Genomic DNA, 23,918 nt, shown 5'->3' with positions numbered 1-23,918 from the left:
ATCGTTTCATAGTACTTATCTGCTTGGTTATAATGAAACACTACCAATAGCTAAGTACCCTCTGCTTTAAAGTTTTCACAAAAGTATAACAAGATGTTTACGACTTTATCACAAACACTATCTCACGAGAATAGATACACCAAAACTCCTACAATATTTATAATAATGAATAAGTAAACCGTTAATCGTTTTAACCAGCTCCCACCTTCCATATTCATCATATCCATAGAATGTTTCTTGAGATATTTTTTATGCTGATAAACAGCCCACCCGGCAACAAGGGCAAAGACAACATTCATCCAGAAGGTATAATCAATCTTGAATTGCGTAATATCTGAAACCTTTTTCTGGCTTTCGGGAATAATATCAAAAGCCGTAAATATCCCATTAAGTATTAGAGCTGTTAATACAATACTCACAAACATAACACCGGCAATATACAGCGCTACTCTCCACCCGTAGTATTTTGCATTTACATGTACCAACGGGGGCACCATCAAGTCGGAGTAGATAAAGCCCATGATACCGGCAAAAAGCACACCATTGGCATCCAAGACGGTAGCCAACGGGATATTCCCCATCGACCCAATAAAAGTAGCTGCTGCTACAAAAGGAGCAACCAACGCATTCTCAAGACTTATTACCCAAGCGGGGAGGTGTGGTGCATCAGCTAAAAAGAGGGATGCCCAAAATGACTGAGGAACCAATACGGCTACAAAGCCGGCAATAGTGAAACCAATTAGGATATCCTCCCAAGCCATTTTCCAATCCATTACAAACTTATGGCCCACCAGCTTCCACCCTTCTTTACTTTTAATTCTTTTTTTCCAGTCAAAATCCTCTTCTAACCCATCATCTTCAGCTTCTACCTTTTCACGTGCCTCCTCTAACCATTTTCCGGGATAGGTAATCTTAATGAGAAAGCTACTGATAGCAATCAATACCAGCCCGCCTATAATTTCTGCCACCAAGTATTGCCAGCCTAGAAAAATCAAAATCAATATTCCCAGTTCTATTACTAAATTGGTTGAAGCAAACATAAATGCTACAGCAGCAATAAAATGAGCTCCCTTTTTAACTAATGACCGCGCTGCGGCCAGGGCTGCGAACGAACAGGACGAAGATGCTGCCCCAAAAAAGGTAGATAATGAAATACTTTGCAAATCAGGCGTTCCCATATATTTTGTGAGCTCAGCTTTAGGCACAAAAGCCTGTATCATTCCGCTTACAAAATATCCTAGTACAAACGCCCAACCTGCTTTCCAGAAAAAGCCCAGTGCTGTTTTAGCCGACGCCCCATACTGATTTAAAAACAGATCCAATTCCATTGCACTCTACTGTAGATGTGTTATAAAGAATTATCCTTCTATTAGATACTGCTTTCACAATACAACTGCATAACATTTTTTGGATATCAAATGTGTATTTTTTTTGGATATCTATTCAACAACTGAGAGCGTATTTTATAACAGGTATTCAGCCGCACAGATTTCCATATCCCAAGTACTAAAAATTTTGAACTCTCAGTACTTATTCTTTATTAGCCCTGTATTGCTGTTCAGGTCTTGACTAAAAAAGCGGGTCATTCCTGAATATTTTAAGCATCAATAGGTATAAATCTTCTTTGGGATTATTGAACCTAAATTCTGACTCTTTAAGATGCAGTCGATAGGTCTCATGATGAATCCCTTTAAACTTTTCTAGTCGGGATTTCAGAAATCCTTTAAAACCTGAAATACAGCTAACTTTTGCTGGTTCTTTTTTTAATAATTCATCTCGATCTAACAACCATTTTTGCTTACCCCGGGAAAAGTTAACAAAAACATCCAACATGCAATAAACTTCTGTTTTAGCATTTAAACAGGCATAACTATCTATAATACAAGTATAAATATTTCCCTCCTTCTCACAGATACCTACACAAAAATCGCTCTGATTTATTCCCTCTTCAAAGCCCTCTTTACCTGCCTTATTCAACGGTCCCTGACAGTCACAATAATCTGCTATCCCCAACCTAATTCCTTTTAAATAACGATTAACTGTATTCCTATTTAATCCCGACAGTTCAGCTATTTGAGTAGCCGTCAAATCAAGTGCAAAAAGACGAGCCAGTTCACGAAATTTATACTCAGATATTTTTGCACGATTAACATACTTATTATCCATTGCTAAGCAATAACTTACAGCTATTAACCTTTTCTTGTTTTAGTCAAGCCCCCTCATTTCTATCCACTAATTTCTTTGCAATGGAAAATTGAGAGCCTTCTTTTATTTAGAACTATTCTAAATTATATTTATGCCTCACTATTTAAACACAGTCTAAATAAAATTCAAGTTTTTGGAATGAAAAATATCTGGTGCCTACTTCTCATTCTTATCTGCTCTGCATACGGTATTCCCGCAGATGCCCAACATTCTCAATCCCTATCAGGAAAAGTGCTCAGTGAGGGAGGCCAAGCTATAGCAAATGCTCATATAATTATTGGAAGTAATCATTACCATGCTATATCTGATGAAAACGGGAAATTCCGCTTTTCATCACTGCCTAATGGGATTTACGATCTCACAATCAGCCATGTAGGCTATCAAGCTATTCACAGCAGCATCGATTTGAGCAGTGAACAAAAGCCCCTGACATTTCACCTTAAGCACAAACGTTATTGGTCTCCTTCCGTAGTAGTAACTGCTACCCGTACCGTTCGTGAACTTGAAGAAGTACCGGAACCAGTTACCGTCATTTCTAAAAAACAGATCGAATCATTAGGTACTAACCGCCTCAGTACTGTTCTTACTGAACAAACTGGCCTTACCCTCACTACTAATCATGGCACTGGCTTACAGGTACAAGGATTTTCCTCGGAATACACCAAAATCATGATAGACGGACAGCCACTGATTGGGCGAACTGCTGGTACCTTTAACCTTGACCGGATTGCAATTGGTAATATTAAACAAGTTGAAATTATTAAAGGACCTTCTTCAGCTTTGTGGGGAAGTGATGCCTTGGCTGGGGTTGTCAATATCATTACCCAAAAGGGAACTCGTCCCTTTGAACTCGGGATCGATAGCCGCTATGCAACCAACCAAACCATGGACCTGGGTTTGAATATTTCTACAGAAAAAAAAGGCTGGAAAAACGATTTCTTTTTTAACCGCAATAGCTCTGAAGGGTACAGCCTGTCCTCCAATGCCCTTTCTCAAACTGTTCCTGAATATGCGAACTACACAGTCTCATACCATACTGAGGTAATGATTTCTGATCATATAGATGCGGAGTTTCAGGGTCGATATTATCGTGAAAAGCAACATAATACTGATTACCTGGGGAAGCAGGATAATCCTACACTACTGGATGATGAGGCTTTGCAAGAAGATTACAGCATTTCTCCTACCCTGCATTTCGATCTTGGTTCAAAAACAACAGTAGAGTTATCGCACTATTTTAGCCGTTACCGCACAGATACGCAATTACATTTCCAACAGGGGGACAGCCTCTATACCCGATCAATATTTGACCAATATTTTAACAAGTTGGAACTACAGCTTAATCAAAACTGGAATGCTAAGCACGCTACCACAACAGGAATTGGTTTTAAAGATGAACAGTTGAAGGCAAAACGCTATGCTGGCACTCCCGTCTTCAATAGTTATTTTGGGTTTATACAACATGAATGGCTGTCTACCGATCTCCTGAGTATTATTGGGGGCCTTCGTTATGATGCCCACAGTGAATATAGCTCACAATTTAGTCCTAAACTATCAGTCCGATTTGAAATAATTGATTGGTTAGATCTACGGGCATCCGCAGGTAGTGGCTTCAAGGCCCCTGACTTTCGTCAATTGTTTCTCAACTTCACCAATCCTACCGTAGGATACAGTGTATTTGGTTCTAGTAATGTTAAAGAAAAGGTGCGTTTACTACAGGCTGATGGCAAAATAAAACAACAACTACTACCTCTGGACCAACTCAAAGAAATTAAAGCTGAACATTCTTGGGCTTATAATTTTGGTATCAACCTACACCCCAGAAAACAGCTGAGCTTACAACTTAACTTCTTTCGAAACAATGTTGACGATCTTATTGAGACTGCTCCAATCGCTCATAAAACGAATGGACAATCGGTATTTAGCTATCTTAACCTTGAAGAAGTTTACACCCAGGGTATTGAAGCTCAACTTCGTTGGACGCCCATCCGACAGCTGAAAATAACGGGCGGATATCAATTGCTTGATGCCCGTCGAAAGATTGAACAAAGTCGTACAGTGCAAGATGACAATGGAGAGGTCATAGAAAAGAATGTTGTGTCCTATAAACCGATGTTTAACCGATCCAAGCATTCGGCTAATCTAAAAATCTTTTACCGTTGGGAAACTCTGGATATAAATGCCAACATTCGAGGAAACTGGCATGGGAAATATGGCCTTATAGACATCAATGGCAATAATTTTGTAGACGGCGATGAATACAGCGATAGTTTTATAATCTGGAAAACAGCTATTTCCAAAACTTTTAATAACCGCTTCACCCTTCAGCTTGGTATTGATAATCTGTTTGGTTTTACCCGTCCCGGCAACTTGTCGTACCTGCCCGGACGAAAATTTTACGGAAAGTTATCACTACAACTCTATTAATCAAAAATAACCTAATAAGAACTACTATGTTACCATCTCAAAAGACTCTAACCCTACCACTCTTTGCTGCAGTAATTGCTTTCATATTCACAGCCTGTAATGATTCTACCACTGGAGTCACCGATGCCCCCTCACAAATCGAATCCCATACTGTTGAAAATATCGGAACCGGAAGCTACAGAGCTGCCGATACAGCCTATTATAACCTTCGTAAAAATAAATTAGTAGAGAAAGCCGATTCTACTACTGATAAATGGGACATCGCTTTATCCCGAACAACCATCTATATCAATAATGGTATAAGCGGCCCCGGTGAAGGAGGTGCCATTGTATTAGACCAATCATTTGACGCTACTGAAATCGCTCCTTCTAAAGGCTACAATTCAGATACGAAAGAATCCATGGCTATTCCTACGGGTAGTGGCAATGGTTGGTACAATTATAATCCATCGAACCATCTCATAACTCCCATTGAAGACAAAACTATTGTTCTTAAAACAGCTGATGGAGAACACTATGCCAAATTAAAAATCATAAGTTATAACAAGGATAATCCCGATTTATCCAGTGACGAATTTAAAAATAATCCTGAAAAGTATCCTTCAGGATACTACACTTTTGAATATGTAATTCAACTAAACGGTACACGCGAATTCAAATAACTCCTCGTACTTTGCTCATTCCCGGGGAGGAGCTGCTCGTCTTTCGAAGAAAGACACCAACTCTTTTCCCAGGCTTCTAATCACTCTAAAATCAAAACCAATCAAAATGTTTACCAAATACCTGACTTCTAAACTACTATTTATATTTCTTCTAGTCTTGAGTACTATAGTTTCCAGCGTTACAGCTCAAGATACAGGAGTTCTTATCCTGGCACATGGCGGTAGTGATCAGTGGAATGACGCTGTTGTGGAAGCCGCACAACCACTCAAAAAAGACTACTCTGTTGAAGTTGCTTTCGGTATGGCCAATGCCGTAACCATGCATAACAGTATTGAAGAGCTGGAAAAGAAAGGGATTAATAAAATTATAACAATACCACTGTTTATTTCAAGCCACAGCCCTATAATCCGCCAAACGGAATACCTTCTGGGGCTTCGTGATACGCTTGCAGATGATCCAATGCCACTGATGCACCATAAAGATGAATACCTTGCTATGGTGGGCAAAGAAAACACCGATTCGTCACAGTTGGTGCACGGCATGCTCATTCCCGAAAACCTGCAACCACTGGAAATAGATGCCAAAGTGACAATGACCCCTGCCCTGGATGACCATGATCTGGTTGCCCAAATTTTGCATGATCGCATCATAAAGTTGAGCGAAGAGCCCTCTAATGAAACAGTAGTCATTGCCGGCCACGGCCCAAATCGAGGAAAAGACAATATTAAATGGGTTGAGAATATGGAATCGCTTACACGTAAAGTGCAGGATTTCCAAAAGAATAAGGGTGAGGGTTTTAAACAGATATTTGCTTTAACAGTGCGCGATGACGCGAATGAACAGATTCATGAACAAGCCAAACAACAGTTCCGTAATGTGGTACGTCAAACCGGCCATTTCGGTGATGTTATTGTGGTTCCACTATTTTTGTCATCCGGCGGACGTGAACATGCCGTGGCAAAACGCTTAGAAGGACTGGAATTTAAATGGAGTGGCGAAGCACTACTTCCTCATCCACTTGTCAGTGACTTTTTAGTTACCTCCGTAACCCAAGCCATAAAAAACAACGATACGGGAGAAACCGCTAAGTAAAACACTGCACTTCAAGCATACACTTTAATCCGAGCCCTACTTCCCGGAGCATAATAAACGTAAAATGGCTCCGGGAGTACTTTTTTAATCTTATCTACAATTTGATTGCTACCAACACATAATATGAATAGCCAAGACCGAACAATCTTGACACAAGATGGTGATATCATTATTGAACAATGCAGTTGTTAAGATAATATCGTATTCATCTATCGAAATATTTTACTAAAGTTTACTCCCTAAGTATTTCAAGAATTCACCACTTCATTTAGAAAACTCAACTTTGAAAAACAATCGTATACATTTGAAGAATGTACAGAAAAAATGCTGATAAACACACCTCAAAAAGAAATCCAACTCTGTTTTACTAAATGTGAGTTTGAACAAGTATGCCAGACCCTGCAAGAAGCCACACTTATGCTTGAGGTAGATCAGATCTTACTGGGAACTTCCTAGGGTTGGCAGTAATACCTGCTTTTTAAGTTTTCTTCCAATTTCAGCTAAAAGTTAACAAAAAAGAAAAAGTGATTTGAGAATAGAGGTATCTGCAAGATCCGGATTCTTAATTTTTAACTTTTAAAATAACAACCCCATCAGAGCTATTGGCCACATAAAGATAATCTCCGTGGACTAAGATCTGGTTGACTTGAGCCCCTGATAAGTTTATCCCATTCACATCGGCCAAGTTAAAACTGCCCACCTTTTTCAACCCTTTAGAACGAAAATTATTGGGCACATCAAACACATCGATAACTCCCCCGGCTCGAGCAGTATATATGCGATCTGACCCGGAGTTACCCGGAGTAGAACTCTCATGGGCAGTTACACTCAAGTAATTCTCATCATTTAAACTCTCTTGGCTATTCCAGACCGTAGAACCGGTAGAATTAAGAATTGAAAAACCATTCTCATTTAGTGCAGCTATTAGCAGGTCGCTGCCTGTTTGACTGTTTAAAATCTGAAGGCGTGCAATAGAGAGTTCATTGCCAAGCTGTTCACCAGGCAACAAACTTATTGTTTCCTTAAATTTATTAAATGCACTTTCATTAGTACGACGAACGATCCCGCTGCGATCCAAAGTAAAAACTTGTCCCGAGGCACTACGTACAGCTACAGAACGAAACTCAACATCATCTGGTGCTGACAACTCTTTTTCTGACCCAAAATTTGCATCGAACTGATGGAGATCATTAAGATCATTTACAGCATATACATAGGTGCTACTTTTACCCGGGCTATACCGAGACACAATGCTTTTAACCACATTTCCACTTATTTTTTTTGTCTTTTGCCCAATAATATTGCCGCTGTTGTTAAGCTCAACCTTCACTAACCGTGCAGGACTATCGTCCTCTTTTTTAACAGCTACAGCTCCTCCCACATATAAGGCCTCTTCGTTTTCATCGAATCGCACTTCCTGTACATCAAAATTGGAGCTAGCAATACTTCTCAAACTTGATATAAGATTTCCACCATTTGAGCTCGCTGGTTGAGCTAGCTCTATAATATCAATACCTCCTCCATATTCTACTCCAAACATCTTGTATCCTACATGAAGCTGATTATTTTGATCATCGAAACTTAGATGAGTTGCTCTCGAAAAAGTTCCACCAAGACTGGGAGGAGCTATTTTTGCGATTGCCGAAAGTGAAAAACTATTACTGTTCTTACTAACAGTTACCGTTCCTTTATCTTTACTGTTGATATAAGTAATCCGATCTTCAATATCATTTGTGACCTCAAAATTGGGCTCTTCCTGATCATCCCTATTTTGTTCATTACTCATTACATTACACGCTGCTGTTAAACATAGCAACATCCCTATAGCAATAACTATTTGTAATCTCTCCATAAATCAAGTCAACATTTTTCTTTTAAAATAAGTTCTTGAAAAAACGACTCAGCGGCAAATTAGATTACTCTTAGCTTTATACCCGGACATCCTTTCCAAAGTAAGTAGTACGCCAATCCACAAAAGCTTTGAATTTATATAGGCTAAAAAGAATAACCCTATCTCACCTCCAAACCCAAGATAAATTAAAACTCATGCAAACCTTGTTGTTTAGAACAATTATAAATTATATTTACCACCCTCTAATTAGAACAGCTATAGAAAATGGTTGTGTGCTATACTCTAACAATCATGCTTTAGCAAAAACACAACACAGCAACAGCTTTAAAATGAACAATTTAAATCACTGTTTTGGACCTAAACTCTAGCTACCAACTTTTTTATAGTGTATGTATTGAGATCTAGTTTAATAAAAATTATCACTCTTCTATATCACAGTAGGCCCTATCTTACTTGGGAAAGGATATTCCAAAGTACCAAGAACGCCTAAAAAAACACTGTCTACCACTCCGTGAAGGGTTTGGAAGCTTTTTTATTTCTATGAATAAACAAACACTACTTTCTTTCCATAAATGGCTAGGGCTTATAGCGGGTATTTTTATACTCATCATGGGACTAACAGGCTCGGTAATCGTCTTTGATGAAGAGATTGATCACTTTATCCATTCTGAGATCATTGAACAACCCAGCTCTTCTAAACCGGTCGCTCTTGATAAGGCTTATTCCTCAATTATAAATAAACACCCAAACTGGGATCTTCGCTTCACATCTATTCCCAAAAGAGCCAACCGCGTAATTGAAGCAGAAATACGCCGACCCGAAACCCGCCGTTTTCTATACATCCACCCCGTCTCCGGCGAGATCCTTTTTGACAGTAACAGCCAAAACAGCTTCACCCACTGGATGCTTAAACTTCATTACAGTTTACACTCCGGATTTTGGGGTGAGCTGATTCTATTAATCGCAGCCATCATGTTCATAGGTTCTCTAATTACCGGCTTCTGGTTTTATCGGAAGGCTATTTGGCGAGTACTAACGTTCAAAATTCGTCCCCGCTTTCGTGATGTACAATCTACTTCCTCTGAACTGCATCGTACCATCGGGGTATGGGCACTGCTTTTCAATTTTATCACTGCTGCAACAGGGGCTCTCATTTTATTCATAATTGTTGGTACTCATATTAAATCTGGTGGCCCTGAACCTATGCCTAATCCACCGGCTGTAAGCACATCTATCGATAACCTATTGGATAAAGCTCAAACCTTATATCCCGGTTTCGCCCCTTCCTATATCAGTATGCCCAAACAACCGAATGGCAATATCACCTTCTATGGTCATATGAATACCGACTGGCCTATTCATTACCGCTTTTCAAACTATGTACAGTTCAATCCTCAAAATGGAAAAGAGGAGCAATCCTTTTTTATCGCGAACCAACCGATTTATATGCACCTGCTTAGCTTTGCCTATCCTCTTCATTTTGGAAACTGGGGAGGTCTTATTATCAAGATACTTTATTCCCTCTTTGGCTTAGCACCCGCTGTTCTTTCTATTACCGGTTTTATTATTTGGCAGAAAAGAAATCGAAAAAAGAAAAGGATTAAACGAAAAAGACGAAATGAACGACTAGCTGCATAATTCAGCTTTGTTCTTCCATTTTTAAGCTTTGAACCTATACAGGTTTGGAGCTTTTTTTATTTACGAATACCACACCATATAGCTTTAATAAAATATATATTTAGTCTTGACTAAAAATTAGACTAGCCTTAACTTGTGTTATAATTTATATAACTATTAATAAGCTCAACATGTTTCGCTACTCAATACTATTAATACTTTTCATTACAATCCCGATTGTTGCTATAGGACAATCTGGTGGTATCATAAAAGGAACTATTTACAATAATGAAAAAACTGTAGCAGGAGCCAATGTAATTATTACCCAACTCCAAAAAGGAACTCCTTCCAACAACGATGGTACTTTCAAAATCAACAATATTATTCCCGGTACTTATACGATAGTCGTCTCAGCTGTAGGGTATAAAAAGTATAGTCAAGAGATTACCATTCAAGAGGAGAAAACGATTAACCTTGATATCCAGCTTAAAGCCAAAACGGAACAACTTGATGAAGTCGTCGTCACTGGAACCATGCGTGAAACCTTTGTCAAGGATTCCCCGGTAAAGGTAGCTGTTATTAAACCGCAGCGCCTTCAGCAGGGTAAAACCAGCTCAAACATTATGGATCTTATAGATAATGTGAGCGGGCTCTCTACTCAATTAAATTGTGGCGTTTGTGGCACCAATGCCATTCGCATTAATGGTGTTGAAGGTCCAAACACTGCTGTACTTATCGATGGCATGCCTATTATGGGAGCATTAGCCAGTGTATACGGTCTAAATGGCATCAGTCCTTCAATTATTGATCAGGTAGAAGTAATAAAGGGGCCACAATCTACCCTGTACGGTACCCAGGCGCTAGGCGGGGTTGTAAATATTATTACCAAGAATCCGAAGAATACCCCTACATTTTCGGTTGACGCATATACTAAAAGTACGAAGGAGAGTAATATCAATCTTGCTGCTTCTCCCCAAGCTGGTCAACTTAGCGGTTTTATTAGTGGTAATGCGGTTCGCATGGAAAATTATTTTGATAACAATGGCGACAGTTTTAATGATGTTGCCAAACGATCGCGAATTTCGCTTTTTGGTAAAGGTATTCTGAAAGGCAAAAATGGTGAGCAACGATTAAATTTTGCAACTAAATACTATAATGAAAACCGAACGGGCGGGGTAAAGGCCTTCTCTGATGATCTTCGTGGGTCGAATCAAGTCTATGGCGAATCGATTTATACTGAGCGCGCTGAACTACTTACTGATTATCGCCCGGCGGGGTTAAATCAACAGCTGCGAATTAGCGGAGCCCTCACCTATCACAGCCAAGATAGTTTTTATGGTCCAGAACACTACGATGCAGAACAAGGTATTATATATGGGCAGGTCACCTGGGACCAGTCACTTAAAGATCATTTCACGCTATTGACCGGCCTAACCGCACGCTACCAAACGTATGATGATAATACCCCTGCTACCTCCAATGGCACTGATAAACGCTTTATACCCGGTGTCTTTACCCAAGGTCAGTTCACCTATGATGGTCTGATGCTACTCGGTGGTCTCCGCCTCGATCATCACGATGAACATGGATTCGTTACAGCCCCCCGTCTTTCCGTAAAATACAGTACAAGCAATAATACAACCTTTCGAATTAGTGGTGGTACCGGTTTTCGGGTCGTTAATGTATTTACCGAAGATCACGCAGCCTTAACCGGCTCAAGAGAAGTCGTTTTTGCCGAGAATCTAGATCCCGAACAATCACGCAGTATAACAGGAAGCATAAAACATATCCTGCCCTTTTCCGGTAATCCGCTAACATTAGGCCTTGATGGTTTCTTTACTCGTTTTTCAAATAAGATCATCCCTGATTACGACCAAGATCCAAATCTTATTGTTTACGAAAACCTGAATGGTCATTCCGTAACACAGGGCTTTTCTATCGAAGCAGATCAAAACTTTACAGCTATGCCCATCAGTTATAACATGAGCTTCACGCTAATGGATGTGTTCACAAAAGAGAATGGCCAAAAGCAGTCGCTCACCTATGCCCCCGACTTTACCGGCTCTTGGGGTCTGACCTATTGGCAGCGATCCTGGGACCTGAAGGCCAGCTACACCGGCAATTTGGTGGGGCCGAAACGTATGCCCGATAACTATGTGCAAAACTTTGGCCGCGACCGGTGGTCTCCAACTTACGCTACGCATGATTTCAAAGTGACAAAAGAGTTCACTAACGTAAACAGTAAAAACGGCCTCGGTATTGAAACCTATATATCTGTTGAAAACATTTTCAATTATACACAGGGCAGCCCACTTGTTGATGCTAATAACCCTTTTGGAGCTGAATTTGATACTATCTACACCTGGGGACCTGTTATAGGGCGTACTTTTTCAATAGGTGCACGTCTTAACATTAGATAATTACTGTTATGAACCCAGTTCACCACACATATTTTTGGGGATTTATCCTGCTGCTCTTGGTTTTAGTGGCAACTATCCCCGCCAGTGCACAACAGATACAATGGCTTTCTTTTGAAGATGCCCTTACTGACGCACAGAAAAAGGACAAACTTATTTTTGTTGATGTATGGGCCCCTTGGTGCGGCTGGTGTTATAAAATGAAAAATGAAACCTACCCCAACTTATCAAATACCACAAAGGGTGCGTTTATCTTCACACGTATTAATCGAGATAGCAACGAGAATAGATATAACTATGAGGGGAACAAGTATTCGGCTGTAAAGCTGGCACAAAAGTTTAAGATAAACTCGGTACCCGGCATTGTAATTCTCTCAGCTAAAGGAGAATACTTACTTCACACCTTAGGCTTTCTTAAAACCAAAAAACTTGAGCAGATCTTACAAAAAGTACGGAAAGCTACAGCTCAGCAACAAAAATGTTGCGTGCTACTTCATGGCCAATAACTTGCTCCTCTTTTTCAACCAAGAGTGTAATCGGACCTTCAAACGGTGCTTTCTCTTTAACCTTGATCTTAATGCCCGGCAACAAACCGATTTTACCGAGATAGCGAAGCAGTTCCGGGTCTTGGTCTTTCACTCTACTCACCATATACTCCTCCTCCATATCGACCTTGTTTAAAGGCTGAGCATTCATCTCTGGCATTAACCCTTCTTTAGTCGGAATAGGGTCGCCATGTGGGTCGTGGGTAGGATCATCAAGCAGTTTCGCAATTTTATCTTCAAAACGTTCCGATATATGGTGCTCCAACTTTTCTGCTTCTTCGTGCACCTCATCCCAAGAGTAACCCATTACTTCTAATAGGTATAGCTCCAACAAGCGATGGTGGCGTATAATCTCAAGAGCAATTTTTTTACCGGATTTTGTAAGAGAGGCACCTTTATAAGATTCATAATCGACCAACCCCATTTTCGACAGTCTTTTAACCATATTCGTAGCCGATGCAGATGATACTTCCAAGGAATCAGCAATCTTCGTAGTTGTAGCCTTGCTTCCATCGGCTTCCAGGGTATATATGGTCTTCAAATAATCTTCAACTGCTTGGCTCAGTACCATAACGCTATTATTGATGGTAATTTCTAAATCACTGCAAATATATTAATTACGAGAGACGATTACATCAGAAAAACTCACTTTTCTATGTTTACTCCCTGTTTTTTTAGATATGCTTTAATTCCCATCTTTTTGTAGTACTCTGCACCGATGTATGATAACAGACTATCAAATATTTCGGCTCTCATATAACCGGGTTGGGTACCTAAAATTTTACCATCCGAATCAATAAAAATCATTGTTGGAGTAGACTGAATACGAAACCTTCGTGCGAAGTTACGCTGCGATACCATCTCTCCGTCAAATTTGATCTTTTCTTTAGACTCAATATCAACTTTTACAGAATGAAAATATTTTTTCATGGTTTCTTCCACCGCTGGTTCGGGAAAGACTTTTTTCTTCATCTTTTTACAATACCCACACCACTCAGCCTCAGCAAAAACAAATACTTTTTTTCCCGTTTGGGCAGCCTTTTCCTGGGCTTCACCAAGTGAGACCCATTCCAGGGTTTGTCCTATAACTAACGAGTTAATCCCAAAGAATATTAAAGCAATTATTAGTACAATACGTATCTTCATTGTCAGTTTTTTTATGAAAACATAGCGGTCAGCCAACCATTATCGTATTAATCAAGCTTTATAATAATCATGGTCATATCATCATGTTGTTTGGCTTCTCCAATATAAGTGTAAAGATCTTGAGATAACACCTTCAGGAGCTCTCCGGCAGAATTCTTTTTATAGTCCTTAAGTGTACTATTTAAGCGTCGAGTACCATAGAATTTGTGATCTTCATTCAAGGCTTCTACAATACCATCTGTATATAAAGCCAGCACATCTCCTTCTGAAAGTTCTAGCTCAACTTCTTCTATATTTTGATAAAATGAGGGCCCATCCGTTAAACCGATACCAATGCCTTTGGGGCGCAACTCCTTGATCTCATCACTAGCACCATTAATTTTTATTATCGGATTATGACCTGCCCGAGCAAAATGGAAAGTGTTTTTTTCAATATCTACGATACCATAGACTAATGAAATAAAAGTGCCTCGAGGCGCATTATCACAAAACAGGCGATTCGTTTTTTTAAGCACCTCTGCCGGGGAATCAATTTCTCGACACAAGCTATGCAATATCCCCTTAATAAAGGTCATATAAAACGCAGCTTGTATCCCTTTTCCACTCACATCACCAATCGTTACTGCCACACGGTGGTTATCCAACTGGACAAAATCGTAGTAATCTCCCCCCGTTTCATATGCCGGTTTACAAATAGCTGCTAAATCGAGGTTTTTAAAGTCGGGTGTTTGGACCGGTAAAAAAGACTGTTGTACCTCACGTGCAATTTCCAATTCCTGTTTTATTCGTTCCTCTTGGGCCAGCTCTTCTACATATTCCGGAACAAAACGGGGCAAAGACTGACGCTCTGTTCCCCTGGTCACAAATAGAATACCGGCAACAATATTGAATATTAAAAATCCACAGAATACGACAAAAACATACAGGTCCGGCGACTGAGTTGTTATCCACCCACTGGATGATTCCAGCATCAACACAAAAAGGAAGTGGCTGAATAGGGTCGTCAATATATCCCACTTCAGAAAGATCGCAGTAAAAATAATTCCATAAATACCGCATATAATAAATTCATATGGGGTAGGTGCCATCTCTTGAATAAAAGGAGGAATAAGAGTTACTCCCAAGACCATCACTACTGCAGCCAGCCATTTATTCTTGTAGATCGCATAGGTTTGTGTACCCACAATTGAAAATACGCCTATTACAAGAAGCAGGCTGAACCAGCCACTACTAACAAATAGATAAATAGGAGGCCAGGCAGCTTCAAAATGCCAAAATGTTCGACCAATATTGAAATGCAAACCGGGAATAAATGACAGCAACATGCTCCAAATCCCACTCAGTATACATGCTAATACCACGGACCGCAAAATCATCTCCCCTATAGGCTTGTTGAAGAACATGCCTTGCCTAAGATAATCATAGCTATATAGTTTTTCGGGCCAATGCTGGCGTACCAATGAATCACCTACAGCAAAACAAGCAAAGAATCCGATTGAACTTAAAGCTCCGAAAAAGCCCATTTGGAAAGCTTTGCCAACCATATCAGAAGTCTCTATACTCTGTAATGAAGGAATCGTAGCCCATTCTTGCAGAAAGATTATTCCTGCTACAATAAGCCCTCCAATAACTCCCACAACTAATGCCGGCTTAGTATCAACAGCCCGTAATCGTATCCTGAAATAGAATAAAATTATTGTTGCTAATATAAAGACAAATATAATACCCGCCCGTATCAAGAATATCGGATATAGCAGGGCAACGCTCTCATCCTCTTCCTTATTAGGATTATAATGAGCTTTGAGCTCAACCAAACCCCCTGTTGGTAAAACGGTAAGATCGAGAATCACATTTTGTCCCAAAGCAGGCGCCCTATTTTTGAACTCAACGACTGCTACTGTTTGTGAATGGATGGTTTCTATCTGGATATCAGTTAGCTTTAACTCATCCAGCCGCCACCCACTCTGCTCAACATGATAAGCAGCTAACTTCTCAATATTTTCTTTTGTATAGGTATGCCCCTGATCCTTTGAACGCGGAGCATTCAATGCATCAGACTTATTCGTAGTATTCGTAGCATACTCCCTGTCAACATCAAAACGTAATATTCTTTTCCATGCTGAATCTGGAATAGTTTTCCACAATTTAAGATTAGGATCTGCTCCAAAAGAGGCAATAATAGCATCCCGATTTACTGTTCGATCTGGTAATACTTTGCTAGCATTGATAAACTCAATAAACTGGCCTTCTTCATTTAATCGAATCAAAGCACGCTCATCAAATCTGGGCGTCCCACTATCCGTGATCTCTTTGTCACCAAGTTTTATAATATTCATCTGCCAATAAAAAGGATGAACGCCGTGATGAACGGAATCAGATAGCTTTTTAATAGCTTCGGTCCGTCCAACATGCTCTTGGAGAGCTATCAAAAGATCATCATTCCCTTCAAAGGTCACAATAGATTCCAGACTCTTAGTATTATAACCAAGACTATTAAGACTTTCGACGGCCTTTACTTTGGCTGATGTTCTGTCGAGCTCCATTTTAATAGCAGTCCGGGGCTCTTGCGAGGGATAGCTTAAAAAGAAAGCAAACCCACATAGCAAACCAACCGCCACAAAAAGGTAGTCCCGAACGGTAAAAGCATTTTTTTTATTTAATAACGACATACATTGTAATTTGGACGGCAAGTTTGTTCATGAATAGTTCACGCACGAATATGCCAAATTGTTACGAAAAATTCTTATATCAAATTCACTGATTTTCATATGTGTCTTATCGTTTTCTCATATAAACAGCATCCCAAATACGATCTGGTCTTTGCAGCAAACAGGGATGAAGAATACACACGTGCTACCCGTGCTGCATGTTTTTGGGATGAACACCCACAAATCCTAGCCGGAAAAGATTTAAAAGCCGGAGGTACCTGGATGGGTATTAATACTAAAGGCGAATTTTCTGCTCTTACAAATTTTCGAGATCCAACAATACAAAAACAGGATCCACCCAGCCGGGGACAGTTGGTTCTCAATTTTCTGAAAAATGACCAAGCGCCCATTGAATACTTACGAAAAATTGATTCTAAAGCGAATCAGTTTATGGGCTTTAACCTTTTAACCGGCACCCCTGACTGTTTGGGATATTATTCTAACCAACAAAATGAAATTCAACTGCTGGATGCAGGGATCTATGGCCTAAGTAATCATCTATTAGAAACTTCTTGGCCTAAAGTAGACCGCGCTAAAGAAGGAGTAACCCATTTGATTAAAAACGGCAGTATTTCAGAGGATTCCCTTTTTAACATACTTGCTAACGATCAAGAAGCTCCATCAGCCCAACTACCAGATACCGGTATCCCTCTGGAGGTAGAAAAAAAAGTTTCTCCTATTTTTATCAAAAGTGATAATTATGGCACCCGTTGTTCTACCGTTCTACTTGTTGATAAAAACGGTAATGTAACTTTTCATGAACGTCGTTTTGTTCCCGGAACCCAAGAAATAGAAGATGAAAACCGATATAAATTTCGCATTAGCCGTTAAGCCATCATAGCACTAGCTAAAACGACAAGCGCCATTATAGAAAAAGATTTATGATACGAGCCAGACACTCACAACATGAAACTAAACAATATTTTATCAGTCTAAGGTAGTAGATGCAGCTTCTTTACCCTCAGGCGTGTATTCTTCGGGATTTGGTATTTTACCAAACTTAAAAATAATACCTACTATAATTGCAACACCTAATGGATAGATAATCCACCAAGGAATACCCACTACCAACATTCCTATCATACTCAGAATACTTATTACTCCTACTATCATCGCATAAGGCAACTGAGTATTAACGTGCTCCACATGGTCGCATTGCGTAGCAATTGAGCTCAAAATAGTTGTATCTGAAATGGGTGAGCAATGATCTCCCCACACCGATCCGGCTAATACTGAACTCACACTTGCATAAATAATTTCAGCAGTAATGTCGTAAGGCAGACCTGTATTATTACCAATCTCCCAAGCTAACGGCACTACCAGCGGCATCAAAATACCCATAGTCCCCCAACTTGAGCCCGTAGCAAAAGCAGTGAGCGCAGAAAGGAGAAGTACAATAGCCGGCAGCCAATATGCATTTAGCGTTTCACCGAATACATTCATTAGGTAATCAGCAGTACCTAACTCAACTGTTATAGCACTAAGGGCCCAAGCCAATACCAAGATTAATAATCCATCAAACATGGTATGCATACCCTCCATCATACCTTCCAACATCTCTTCAACTTCTAACAAGTTTCGAGCCAATGTCATAACGATGGCAGCTGCAATGGAGATAAGCGACCCCCAAAGCAGTGCTTTATACGAATCTGCCGTTTCAATAATACTTTGAATAGAATCACCCGTCCCGGTTATAAATAACCCTGCCACTGTACCCCCAATTAACATCAAAATAGGTATAGCTGCATTTGACCAGTGGGAGACTTTCTTTGTTTCCTCATCATCTTCAATCTTGTCTTTCCAAAGATTGTAAGTATCCAGCTTTGGATTATGCTTGGCCTTGTAAAGATTGATACGCGCCGTCAACATGGTTGCAAAATCCCTTCCTGACCATGCAATAAGAATCACAAAAAGAATGGTAAAGAAGGCATAGAAATTATAAGGCAATGAGTTTAGGAACACCGCATAAGCAGACTCATTAAAATTAGGCATCTTGGACTCTGCGTCCGCAATGAAGCCTACCATTGCACCAATCCATGTGCTCACCAGGGCGATTGTTGCTACCGGGGCCGCTGTTGCATCAACAAGATAGGCTAGCTTAGCTCGCGATATTCGAAGCTTATCGGTAAGCGGGCGCATGGTATTACCTACGACCATGGTATTGGCATAATCATCAAAAAAGACCACAAACCCCATCAGTGAGGTCATTAATTGCCCATGTACTTTCGTGCGTACAAAGCTCGTAATACGTTCAATAACGCCTCGCGTTCCCCCATTATCAGTGATAATCCCTACCATTCCTCCAATAAGTATGGTAAAGATGATGATACTCATATGACTCGTATCAGCAGTGGCTGGAACAATATAGCCGTCAAGGGCGGTAAAGAAACTAGTGAAAACGCCTCCGAAACTCAGGTCTCCTGCCAAAAAGGCTCCACACCATATTCCCAAAAAAAGTGCAAATAAAACCTGGCGAAAGATAAGGGCTATACCAATAGCAACAAGCGGAGGCACAATACTAAGCCAACTCCCTTTGGTGATACCTATACTAGCAGCTTGAGCTGCATCAGGAGAAGCAAAACCGAAATTATAGAATAGAAATAACGTTAACAGGCCCGCTACGAAAAATAGTGTTTTCCGCTTCATTCGATACTTATTTGATTAACTATTTTCAGCTGATCGCTGGATGATCCTTAATTGATGAGTGAAAATACAATCTCTGTACAAATTTGCCAGATTTTTTTGCAAATGTTTTCATTGGAATGGTAAAAATAACAAATGAATCATTTCTCGAAACGGTAACACGATAATCCTTAATCACAGACAATACTTAGTTTCTATGAATACTCTGACAAAGGCCCTACAATCAGTGCCCCTGTTATCAGCCCTCCTTAGCAAAAATTCTTAGAGATTTAGAAATGCACGTGATCTTTGTAAGTGAAGAAGACGGACAATGGTGCTACGCGATAAAAAGTGTTACTGAAGAAGATGATATCTATACATTCACTATTGAGGAAACGCAATTCGGATTAGAACAGGACTTAATAGATGCAATAGCAAACATTCATAAAATGAACTTTTATCTAGAGCAACATCAATAAAAAAACCTGACAGGTAATAACTCCTGTCAGGTTATACTTTTTGGTAGTAAAAGCTATCCCAACTTCTCAATAGCCGTTTCAATACGTCGAATTGTTGCCTCTTTTCCAAGAAGCTCGAGTGTTGGTGTCAAGTCTGGGCCATATCCCATACCTGATACTGCGACACGGAGGGGCATCATCAGCGGTCCCCACCCCACATCATGTGCTTCAATAACTTCTTTGATCTTATCCTTAAGGTTAGAGGCTTCAAAGTCATCCTCATCGAATTCCTTGATCTCATCCACATAAGCTTGCAAGAGTTCTGCGCTATTATCGCTCCACTTCTCTTTAGCACGTTCTTCGTATTCATCAGGATCTTTGAAGAAAAACTTACCCATGGTAACAAAATCTTCAACCTTGCTTACCCGTTCCTTCATCAGAGGGATAATCTCTTTCATGTATTCCTCATCGGGTTCGATATTGTGCTCATTGGCAATTTCTTTAACCCGCGGGAAAAGCTCATCGGCTGGTTTTTCACGCAGATAATGTTCGTTGTACCAAATTAGTTTTTTATAGTCAAACACCGCTCCGCCTTTGCTTACCCGATCTAATGAAAACATATCAATAAGTTCATCCATAGAATGGATTTCGGTATCATCTCCGGGGCTCCATCCCAAATAAGCCAGAAAATTCACCAGTGCTTCGGGCTCAAACTTCTGTTCAATGTAATCCTTCGTATTAATAGGAATTCCTTCACTTTCAGCCTTACGCTTGGAAAGCTTTCCTCCACTGGGCGACATAATTAGCGGAAGGTGAGCCATCTTGGGAGGCTCCCAACCAAAGTATTCATACATCAAGATATGCTTGGGCGTACTACTCAGCCATTCTTCCCCACGAATTACGTGCGAAATTTTCATTAAATGGTCATCAACGACGTTCGCCAGATGGTAAGTGGGCATTCCGTCTGATTTAATGAGCACCTGATCGTCGAGTCCCTTACTCTCAAAAGAAACGAACCCGCGCACTTCATCTTCAAAACGGATATTCTCGCGCCGCGGTACCTTCAGGCGAATCACATAATCTTCTCCCTCCTCCAGCTTGCGCTCCACTTCTTCTTCGGGAAGCGTCAGACTGTTCTTCATGGACATGCGAGTAATAGCATCGTATTTGGGAGATGGATTACCTGATTTCTTCAGGCGCTCACGCATCTGATCCAGCTCATCGGTAGTATCAAAGGCATAATACGCATTCCCTTGTTCTACCAGCTGTTCAGCATACTCCTCATAAATGTCTTTCCGTTCACTCTGGCGGTAAGGACCAACGTCGCCGGGATTTTCGGGACCTTCATCGATATCCATGCCCACCCATTTCAGGGATTCTTTAATATCTTCTTCAGCACCTTCTACATAGCGACTCTGATCGGTATCTTCAATACGTAATACAAATGTCCCATCATTACCTTTGGCAAATAAATAATTATACAGTGCCGTTCGTAATCCACCGATGTGTAAAAATCCGGTGGGTGACGGCGCAAATCGTACTCTTACGCTACCTTCCATAAAGTTAGTATCCATTATTTTTTAAATTCTTTTTTGGCGTGGGTAAAAATAAGGCTTCTGTAGCAGTAGTGCTAATGGGTGATGGGTAATGCACAATACGTGAGGTGTGATACTTAATATGTAAAAGTGGATTAGCTGTAAAGATTGATGTGGGTGTAGGCCTTACTTTTATTACCCCAAAGACACCTAAAGCACTAAGAAGTGCCATGAAGTTTACACAGAAAAACGTTAATCAATTAGCATATGACATTGTTTGCTGTGCTATTGAAGTTCATAAAGAGTAAGGACCCGGATTACTGGAATCCATCTATGAACAATATTTGGTCGAGGAATTAAAGACACAAGGATTTGAAGCCAAACGGCAAGTTCCTCTCTATGTTACTTATAACGGCAAACATTAGATAGGGGTTAAAAATAGACCTACTCATCAATGATATTGATTATAGCAGTTGAAGCGATGTCCACTGTTTTTAAAGCGCAATTATTGACTTACCTTAAGCTAGCAAATAACCCAAAAGGATTGCTCATATATTTCCATTGTGAAAATATTGTTGAGCAATTAATACCATTGGTTTCGCAACGATTTGCAGAATTGCCAAAACATAAATAGATACTTAATGAACTTAGTACCTTAGTGGTATATTCATGATCCTAGCTCTTTTATTCCCACAGTTTGCTCCCAATCTCTATGATCTATCGGTTATGATACAGGCCGACCGACTGATCCTGCAAGATCTGGAACGCTGGTCACGAAAAAGCCGAACCCATCGTGCTAAAATTCGTGTCCCTAACGGTACCCAGTGGATTAACATCCCGATCCGAACCGAAGACCGAAAGAAAGCGATCAAGGATGTACGCATGGACCATTCCGAAGATTGGGTTACCCCTCTGTTGCGAACCATTGAGTATAACTACCGCAACAGTATCTACTATGATTTTTACGAACCGGAAATTAAGGCTGACTTCCAATCCGCATACGACTACACTTCATTACTGGATTTTATTCTCTTTATCCAAGAACGGCTGTTAAGTTTTATGGAAGTGGAAATTGAGTATGTACTCTCTAGTGACCTTGCTGACTATACTTCAAACCCTGATGAACTTGGTCGGCAACTTGGAGTCGATACTCTACTACAGGAATATGACAGTCGTCACTATCAACGGCGGGCTGAAGATTATAACAGCACTATAGATTTTGAACATCCGAAATATCATCAACATTTCGACGGTTTTGAACCATGGTGCTCCATACTGGATATTTTGTTCCAGTTCGGCCCCGAAAGCTTTCGTATCACTGACCAATTAAAAGGTTGAGGATTTAACAGTAAATGTTACCTTTAGAAAAAGTGGTTTTATAATGATAACTATTTCAAAATAGTGCAGAAAATGGAATGTCAATCACACCTTTTTGAACTGCCCGAAAATCATCACTATATCAACTGTTCCTACCTCTCTCCCCTTTTGAAGAGTGTAGAACAAGCCGGTATTAACGGCATTCTGTCGAAACGATATCCCTGGGAGGTTACCCCGCAACACTTCTTTAATAACAGCAATACTCTGCGCTCTTTATTTGCCGACCTTATTAATGCCCATACTGATGATATCGCTATAATGCCTGCCGTCTCATACGGATTGGCCACGGCAGCAAAAAACATCGATCCTGCAAAAGGGAAAGATATTATAATAGCCGGTGAACAGTTTCCCAGCAATGTGTATGTGTGGAAGCGCTTCTGTAAGCAGCACAACTGTAATTTAAAAGTCATCAACCCTCCCGGTGATTTTAACCAACGTGGAAAAGTATGGAATCAACGCATCGCTGATACTATCGATGAAAACACGCTCGTTGTTGCTTTAGGAAATATACACTGGGCTGACGGCACCCTCTTTGACCTGCAACAAGTAGGGGAGCTTGTCCGACAAAATGATGCCTATTTTATCATTGACGGTACGCAATCTGTTGGTGCTCTTCCTTTCAATGTACAAGAAGTTCAGCCCGATGCCTTAATTTGTGCAGGCTACAAGTGGCTTATGGGGCCTTATGCCATCACTCTGGGATATTTTGGTCCTAAACTACAAAGTGGAGTGCCTCTCGAGGAAGGATGGATCACCCGAAAAAACAGTGAAGATTTCAGTGGTCTTGTTGACTATGAAGAAGAATACCAACCTGGTGCCCAACGCTTTGATATGGGAGAACGAAGCAACTTTATTCTTGTTCCTATGATGATAGAAGCGTTAAAACAGGTTATTGAGTGGACACCTGAAACGATCCAACAATACTGCAAGGCGTTAACTTCGGATCTCGTTCAGCAACTTCCTGAATACGGTTACCAGATAGAAAATGCAGACTGGCGCGGACACCATATGTTTGGCATTCGTCTCCCAAAAAATATTGCAATAAATGAATTACAGGCCAAACTGAATGAAAGAAATATCCATGTCTCGGTTCGTGGCTCTGCCGTTCGCATTGCACCCAATGTTTATAATGATGAAAAAGATATTGTTGCCTTAGAAGACACCTTAAAATCGGTAGCCACCAACTAAAAAAAAACGAAGTACAAACATGAAGAATGAATCAAATCAAAATTATTGGCTCGTATTAGCCTTTGG

The 23,918-nt window shown here is 40.3% G+C and carries 20 protein-coding genes; 12 read left to right on the top strand and 8 right to left on the bottom strand.

All coding sequences use genetic code 11. The annotated features are described in order from the left end of the window. Positions 1 to 122 precede the first annotated feature (122 nt). The gene (locus tag FCN14_RS11835; protein ID WP_246043160.1) at positions 123 to 1,328 is read right to left on the bottom strand and encodes a permease; all 1,206 of its coding nucleotides are present in this window, start codon (positions 1,326 to 1,328) and stop codon (positions 123 to 125) included. Between the two features lie 241 nt (positions 1,329 to 1,569). Further along, positions 1,570 to 2,166: a helix-turn-helix transcriptional regulator gene (locus FCN14_RS11830; protein ID WP_138431487.1), complete on the bottom strand. Its 597-nt coding sequence runs from the start codon at positions 2,164 to 2,166 to the stop codon at positions 1,570 to 1,572. A 177-nt stretch (positions 2,167 to 2,343) separates the two neighbouring features. On the opposite strand from FCN14_RS11830, the gene FCN14_RS11825 reads away from it, so the two are divergent. The 3 genes from FCN14_RS11825 to FCN14_RS11815 all read left to right on the top strand — a co-directional run bounded on the left by FCN14_RS11825 (position 2,344) and on the right by FCN14_RS11815 (position 6,387). Next, positions 2,344 to 4,632, top strand: a complete 2,289-nt coding sequence (locus FCN14_RS11825) for a TonB-dependent receptor (RefSeq protein WP_138431486.1) — start codon at positions 2,344 to 2,346, stop codon at positions 4,630 to 4,632. A gap of 26 nt (positions 4,633 to 4,658) precedes the next feature. Then, a complete protein-coding gene (locus FCN14_RS11820) occupies positions 4,659 to 5,294 on the top strand; it encodes an HmuY family protein (protein ID WP_138431485.1) in 636 nt (211 codons plus the stop codon). A gap of 157 nt (positions 5,295 to 5,451) precedes the next feature. Further along, the gene (locus tag FCN14_RS11815) at positions 5,452 to 6,387 is read left to right on the top strand and encodes a sirohydrochlorin chelatase (RefSeq protein WP_171032908.1); all 936 of its coding nucleotides are present in this window, start codon (positions 5,452 to 5,454) and stop codon (positions 6,385 to 6,387) included. Between the two features lie 562 nt (positions 6,388 to 6,949). On the opposite strand, the gene FCN14_RS11810 is transcribed toward FCN14_RS11815, so the two are convergent. Next, a complete protein-coding gene (locus FCN14_RS11810; protein ID WP_138431483.1) occupies positions 6,950 to 8,239 on the bottom strand; it encodes a hypothetical protein in 1,290 nt (429 codons plus the stop codon). Positions 8,240 to 8,779: 540 nt separating this feature from the next. Here FCN14_RS11810 and FCN14_RS11805 point away from each other — a divergent pair. From FCN14_RS11805 to FCN14_RS11795, 3 genes are all read left to right on the top strand, one after another. Next, positions 8,780 to 9,877 (top strand): PepSY-associated TM helix domain-containing protein, encoded by a 1,098-nt coding sequence (locus FCN14_RS11805; protein WP_138431482.1) that lies wholly within the window; start codon positions 8,780 to 8,782, stop codon positions 9,875 to 9,877. A gap of 170 nt (positions 9,878 to 10,047) precedes the next feature. Then, positions 10,048 to 12,276 (top strand): TonB-dependent receptor, encoded by a 2,229-nt coding sequence (locus tag FCN14_RS11800; protein WP_138431481.1) that lies wholly within the window; start codon positions 10,048 to 10,050, stop codon positions 12,274 to 12,276. An 8-nt stretch (positions 12,277 to 12,284) separates the two neighbouring features. Further along, positions 12,285 to 12,779, top strand: a complete 495-nt coding sequence (locus FCN14_RS11795) for a thioredoxin family protein (RefSeq protein WP_138431480.1) — start codon at positions 12,285 to 12,287, stop codon at positions 12,777 to 12,779. On the opposite strand, the gene FCN14_RS11790 is transcribed toward FCN14_RS11795, so the two are convergent. From FCN14_RS11790 to FCN14_RS11780, 3 genes are all read right to left on the bottom strand, one after another. Beyond that, positions 12,733 to 13,389 (bottom strand): metal-dependent transcriptional regulator, encoded by a 657-nt coding sequence (locus tag FCN14_RS11790; protein ID WP_138431479.1) that lies wholly within the window; start codon positions 13,387 to 13,389, stop codon positions 12,733 to 12,735. The two genes, FCN14_RS11795 and FCN14_RS11790, sit on opposite strands and share 47 nt — an antisense overlap. Positions 13,390 to 13,463: 74 nt before the next feature. Continuing rightward, positions 13,464 to 13,964, bottom strand: a complete 501-nt coding sequence (locus FCN14_RS11785; RefSeq protein ID WP_138431478.1) for a thioredoxin family protein — start codon at positions 13,962 to 13,964, stop codon at positions 13,464 to 13,466. Between the two features lie 47 nt (positions 13,965 to 14,011). After that, a complete protein-coding gene (locus FCN14_RS11780) occupies positions 14,012 to 16,633 on the bottom strand; it encodes a PP2C family protein-serine/threonine phosphatase (RefSeq protein WP_138431477.1) in 2,622 nt (873 codons plus the stop codon). Positions 16,634 to 16,732: 99 nt separating this feature from the next. Here FCN14_RS11780 and FCN14_RS11775 point away from each other — a divergent pair, with 99 nt between their 5' ends. After that, positions 16,733 to 17,503: an NRDE family protein gene (locus FCN14_RS11775; RefSeq protein WP_138431476.1), complete on the top strand. Its 771-nt coding sequence runs from the start codon at positions 16,733 to 16,735 to the stop codon at positions 17,501 to 17,503. A gap of 96 nt (positions 17,504 to 17,599) precedes the next feature. Here FCN14_RS11775 and FCN14_RS11770 read toward each other — a convergent pair whose 3' ends face one another. Next, positions 17,600 to 19,318 (bottom strand): Na+/H+ antiporter NhaC family protein, encoded by a 1,719-nt coding sequence (locus FCN14_RS11770; RefSeq protein ID WP_138431475.1) that lies wholly within the window; start codon positions 19,316 to 19,318, stop codon positions 17,600 to 17,602. 272 nt (positions 19,319 to 19,590) lie between these two features. Between FCN14_RS11770 and FCN14_RS11765 the strand changes: the two genes are divergently transcribed. After that, the gene (locus FCN14_RS11765; protein ID WP_138431474.1) at positions 19,591 to 19,773 is read left to right on the top strand and encodes a hypothetical protein; all 183 of its coding nucleotides are present in this window, start codon (positions 19,591 to 19,593) and stop codon (positions 19,771 to 19,773) included. Between the two features lie 53 nt (positions 19,774 to 19,826). Here FCN14_RS11765 and gltX read toward each other — a convergent pair whose 3' ends face one another. Next, entirely contained in the window at positions 19,827 to 21,326 is a 1,500-nt protein-coding gene (gene gltX / locus FCN14_RS11760; protein WP_246043159.1) for a glutamate--tRNA ligase, read from the bottom strand. A 305-nt stretch (positions 21,327 to 21,631) separates the two neighbouring features. On the opposite strand from gltX, the gene FCN14_RS16110 reads away from it, so the two are divergent. From FCN14_RS16110 to FCN14_RS11740, 4 genes are all read left to right on the top strand, one after another. After that, the gene (locus tag FCN14_RS16110) at positions 21,632 to 21,712 is read left to right on the top strand and encodes a hypothetical protein (protein ID WP_350354174.1); all 81 of its coding nucleotides are present in this window, start codon (positions 21,632 to 21,634) and stop codon (positions 21,710 to 21,712) included. 29 nt (positions 21,713 to 21,741) lie between these two features. Beyond that, on the top strand, positions 21,742 to 21,921 hold the full coding sequence (locus FCN14_RS16105) for a GxxExxY protein (RefSeq protein ID WP_138431473.1): 180 nt from the start codon (positions 21,742 to 21,744) through the stop codon (positions 21,919 to 21,921). A gap of 35 nt (positions 21,922 to 21,956) precedes the next feature. Beyond that, positions 21,957 to 22,625: a WbqC family protein gene (locus FCN14_RS11745; RefSeq protein ID WP_138431472.1), complete on the top strand. Its 669-nt coding sequence runs from the start codon at positions 21,957 to 21,959 to the stop codon at positions 22,623 to 22,625. 72 nt (positions 22,626 to 22,697) lie between these two features. Then, positions 22,698 to 23,852, top strand: a complete 1,155-nt coding sequence (locus FCN14_RS11740; RefSeq protein ID WP_138431471.1) for an aminotransferase class V-fold PLP-dependent enzyme — start codon at positions 22,698 to 22,700, stop codon at positions 23,850 to 23,852. Positions 23,853 to 23,918 lie beyond the last annotated feature (66 nt).

The organism is Fodinibius saliphilus, assembly GCF_005869845.1.
Lineage (GTDB): Bacteria > Bacteroidota > Rhodothermia > Balneolales > Balneolaceae > Fodinibius > Fodinibius saliphilus.
This window is presented reverse-complemented; position numbering and strand designations above follow the sequence as displayed.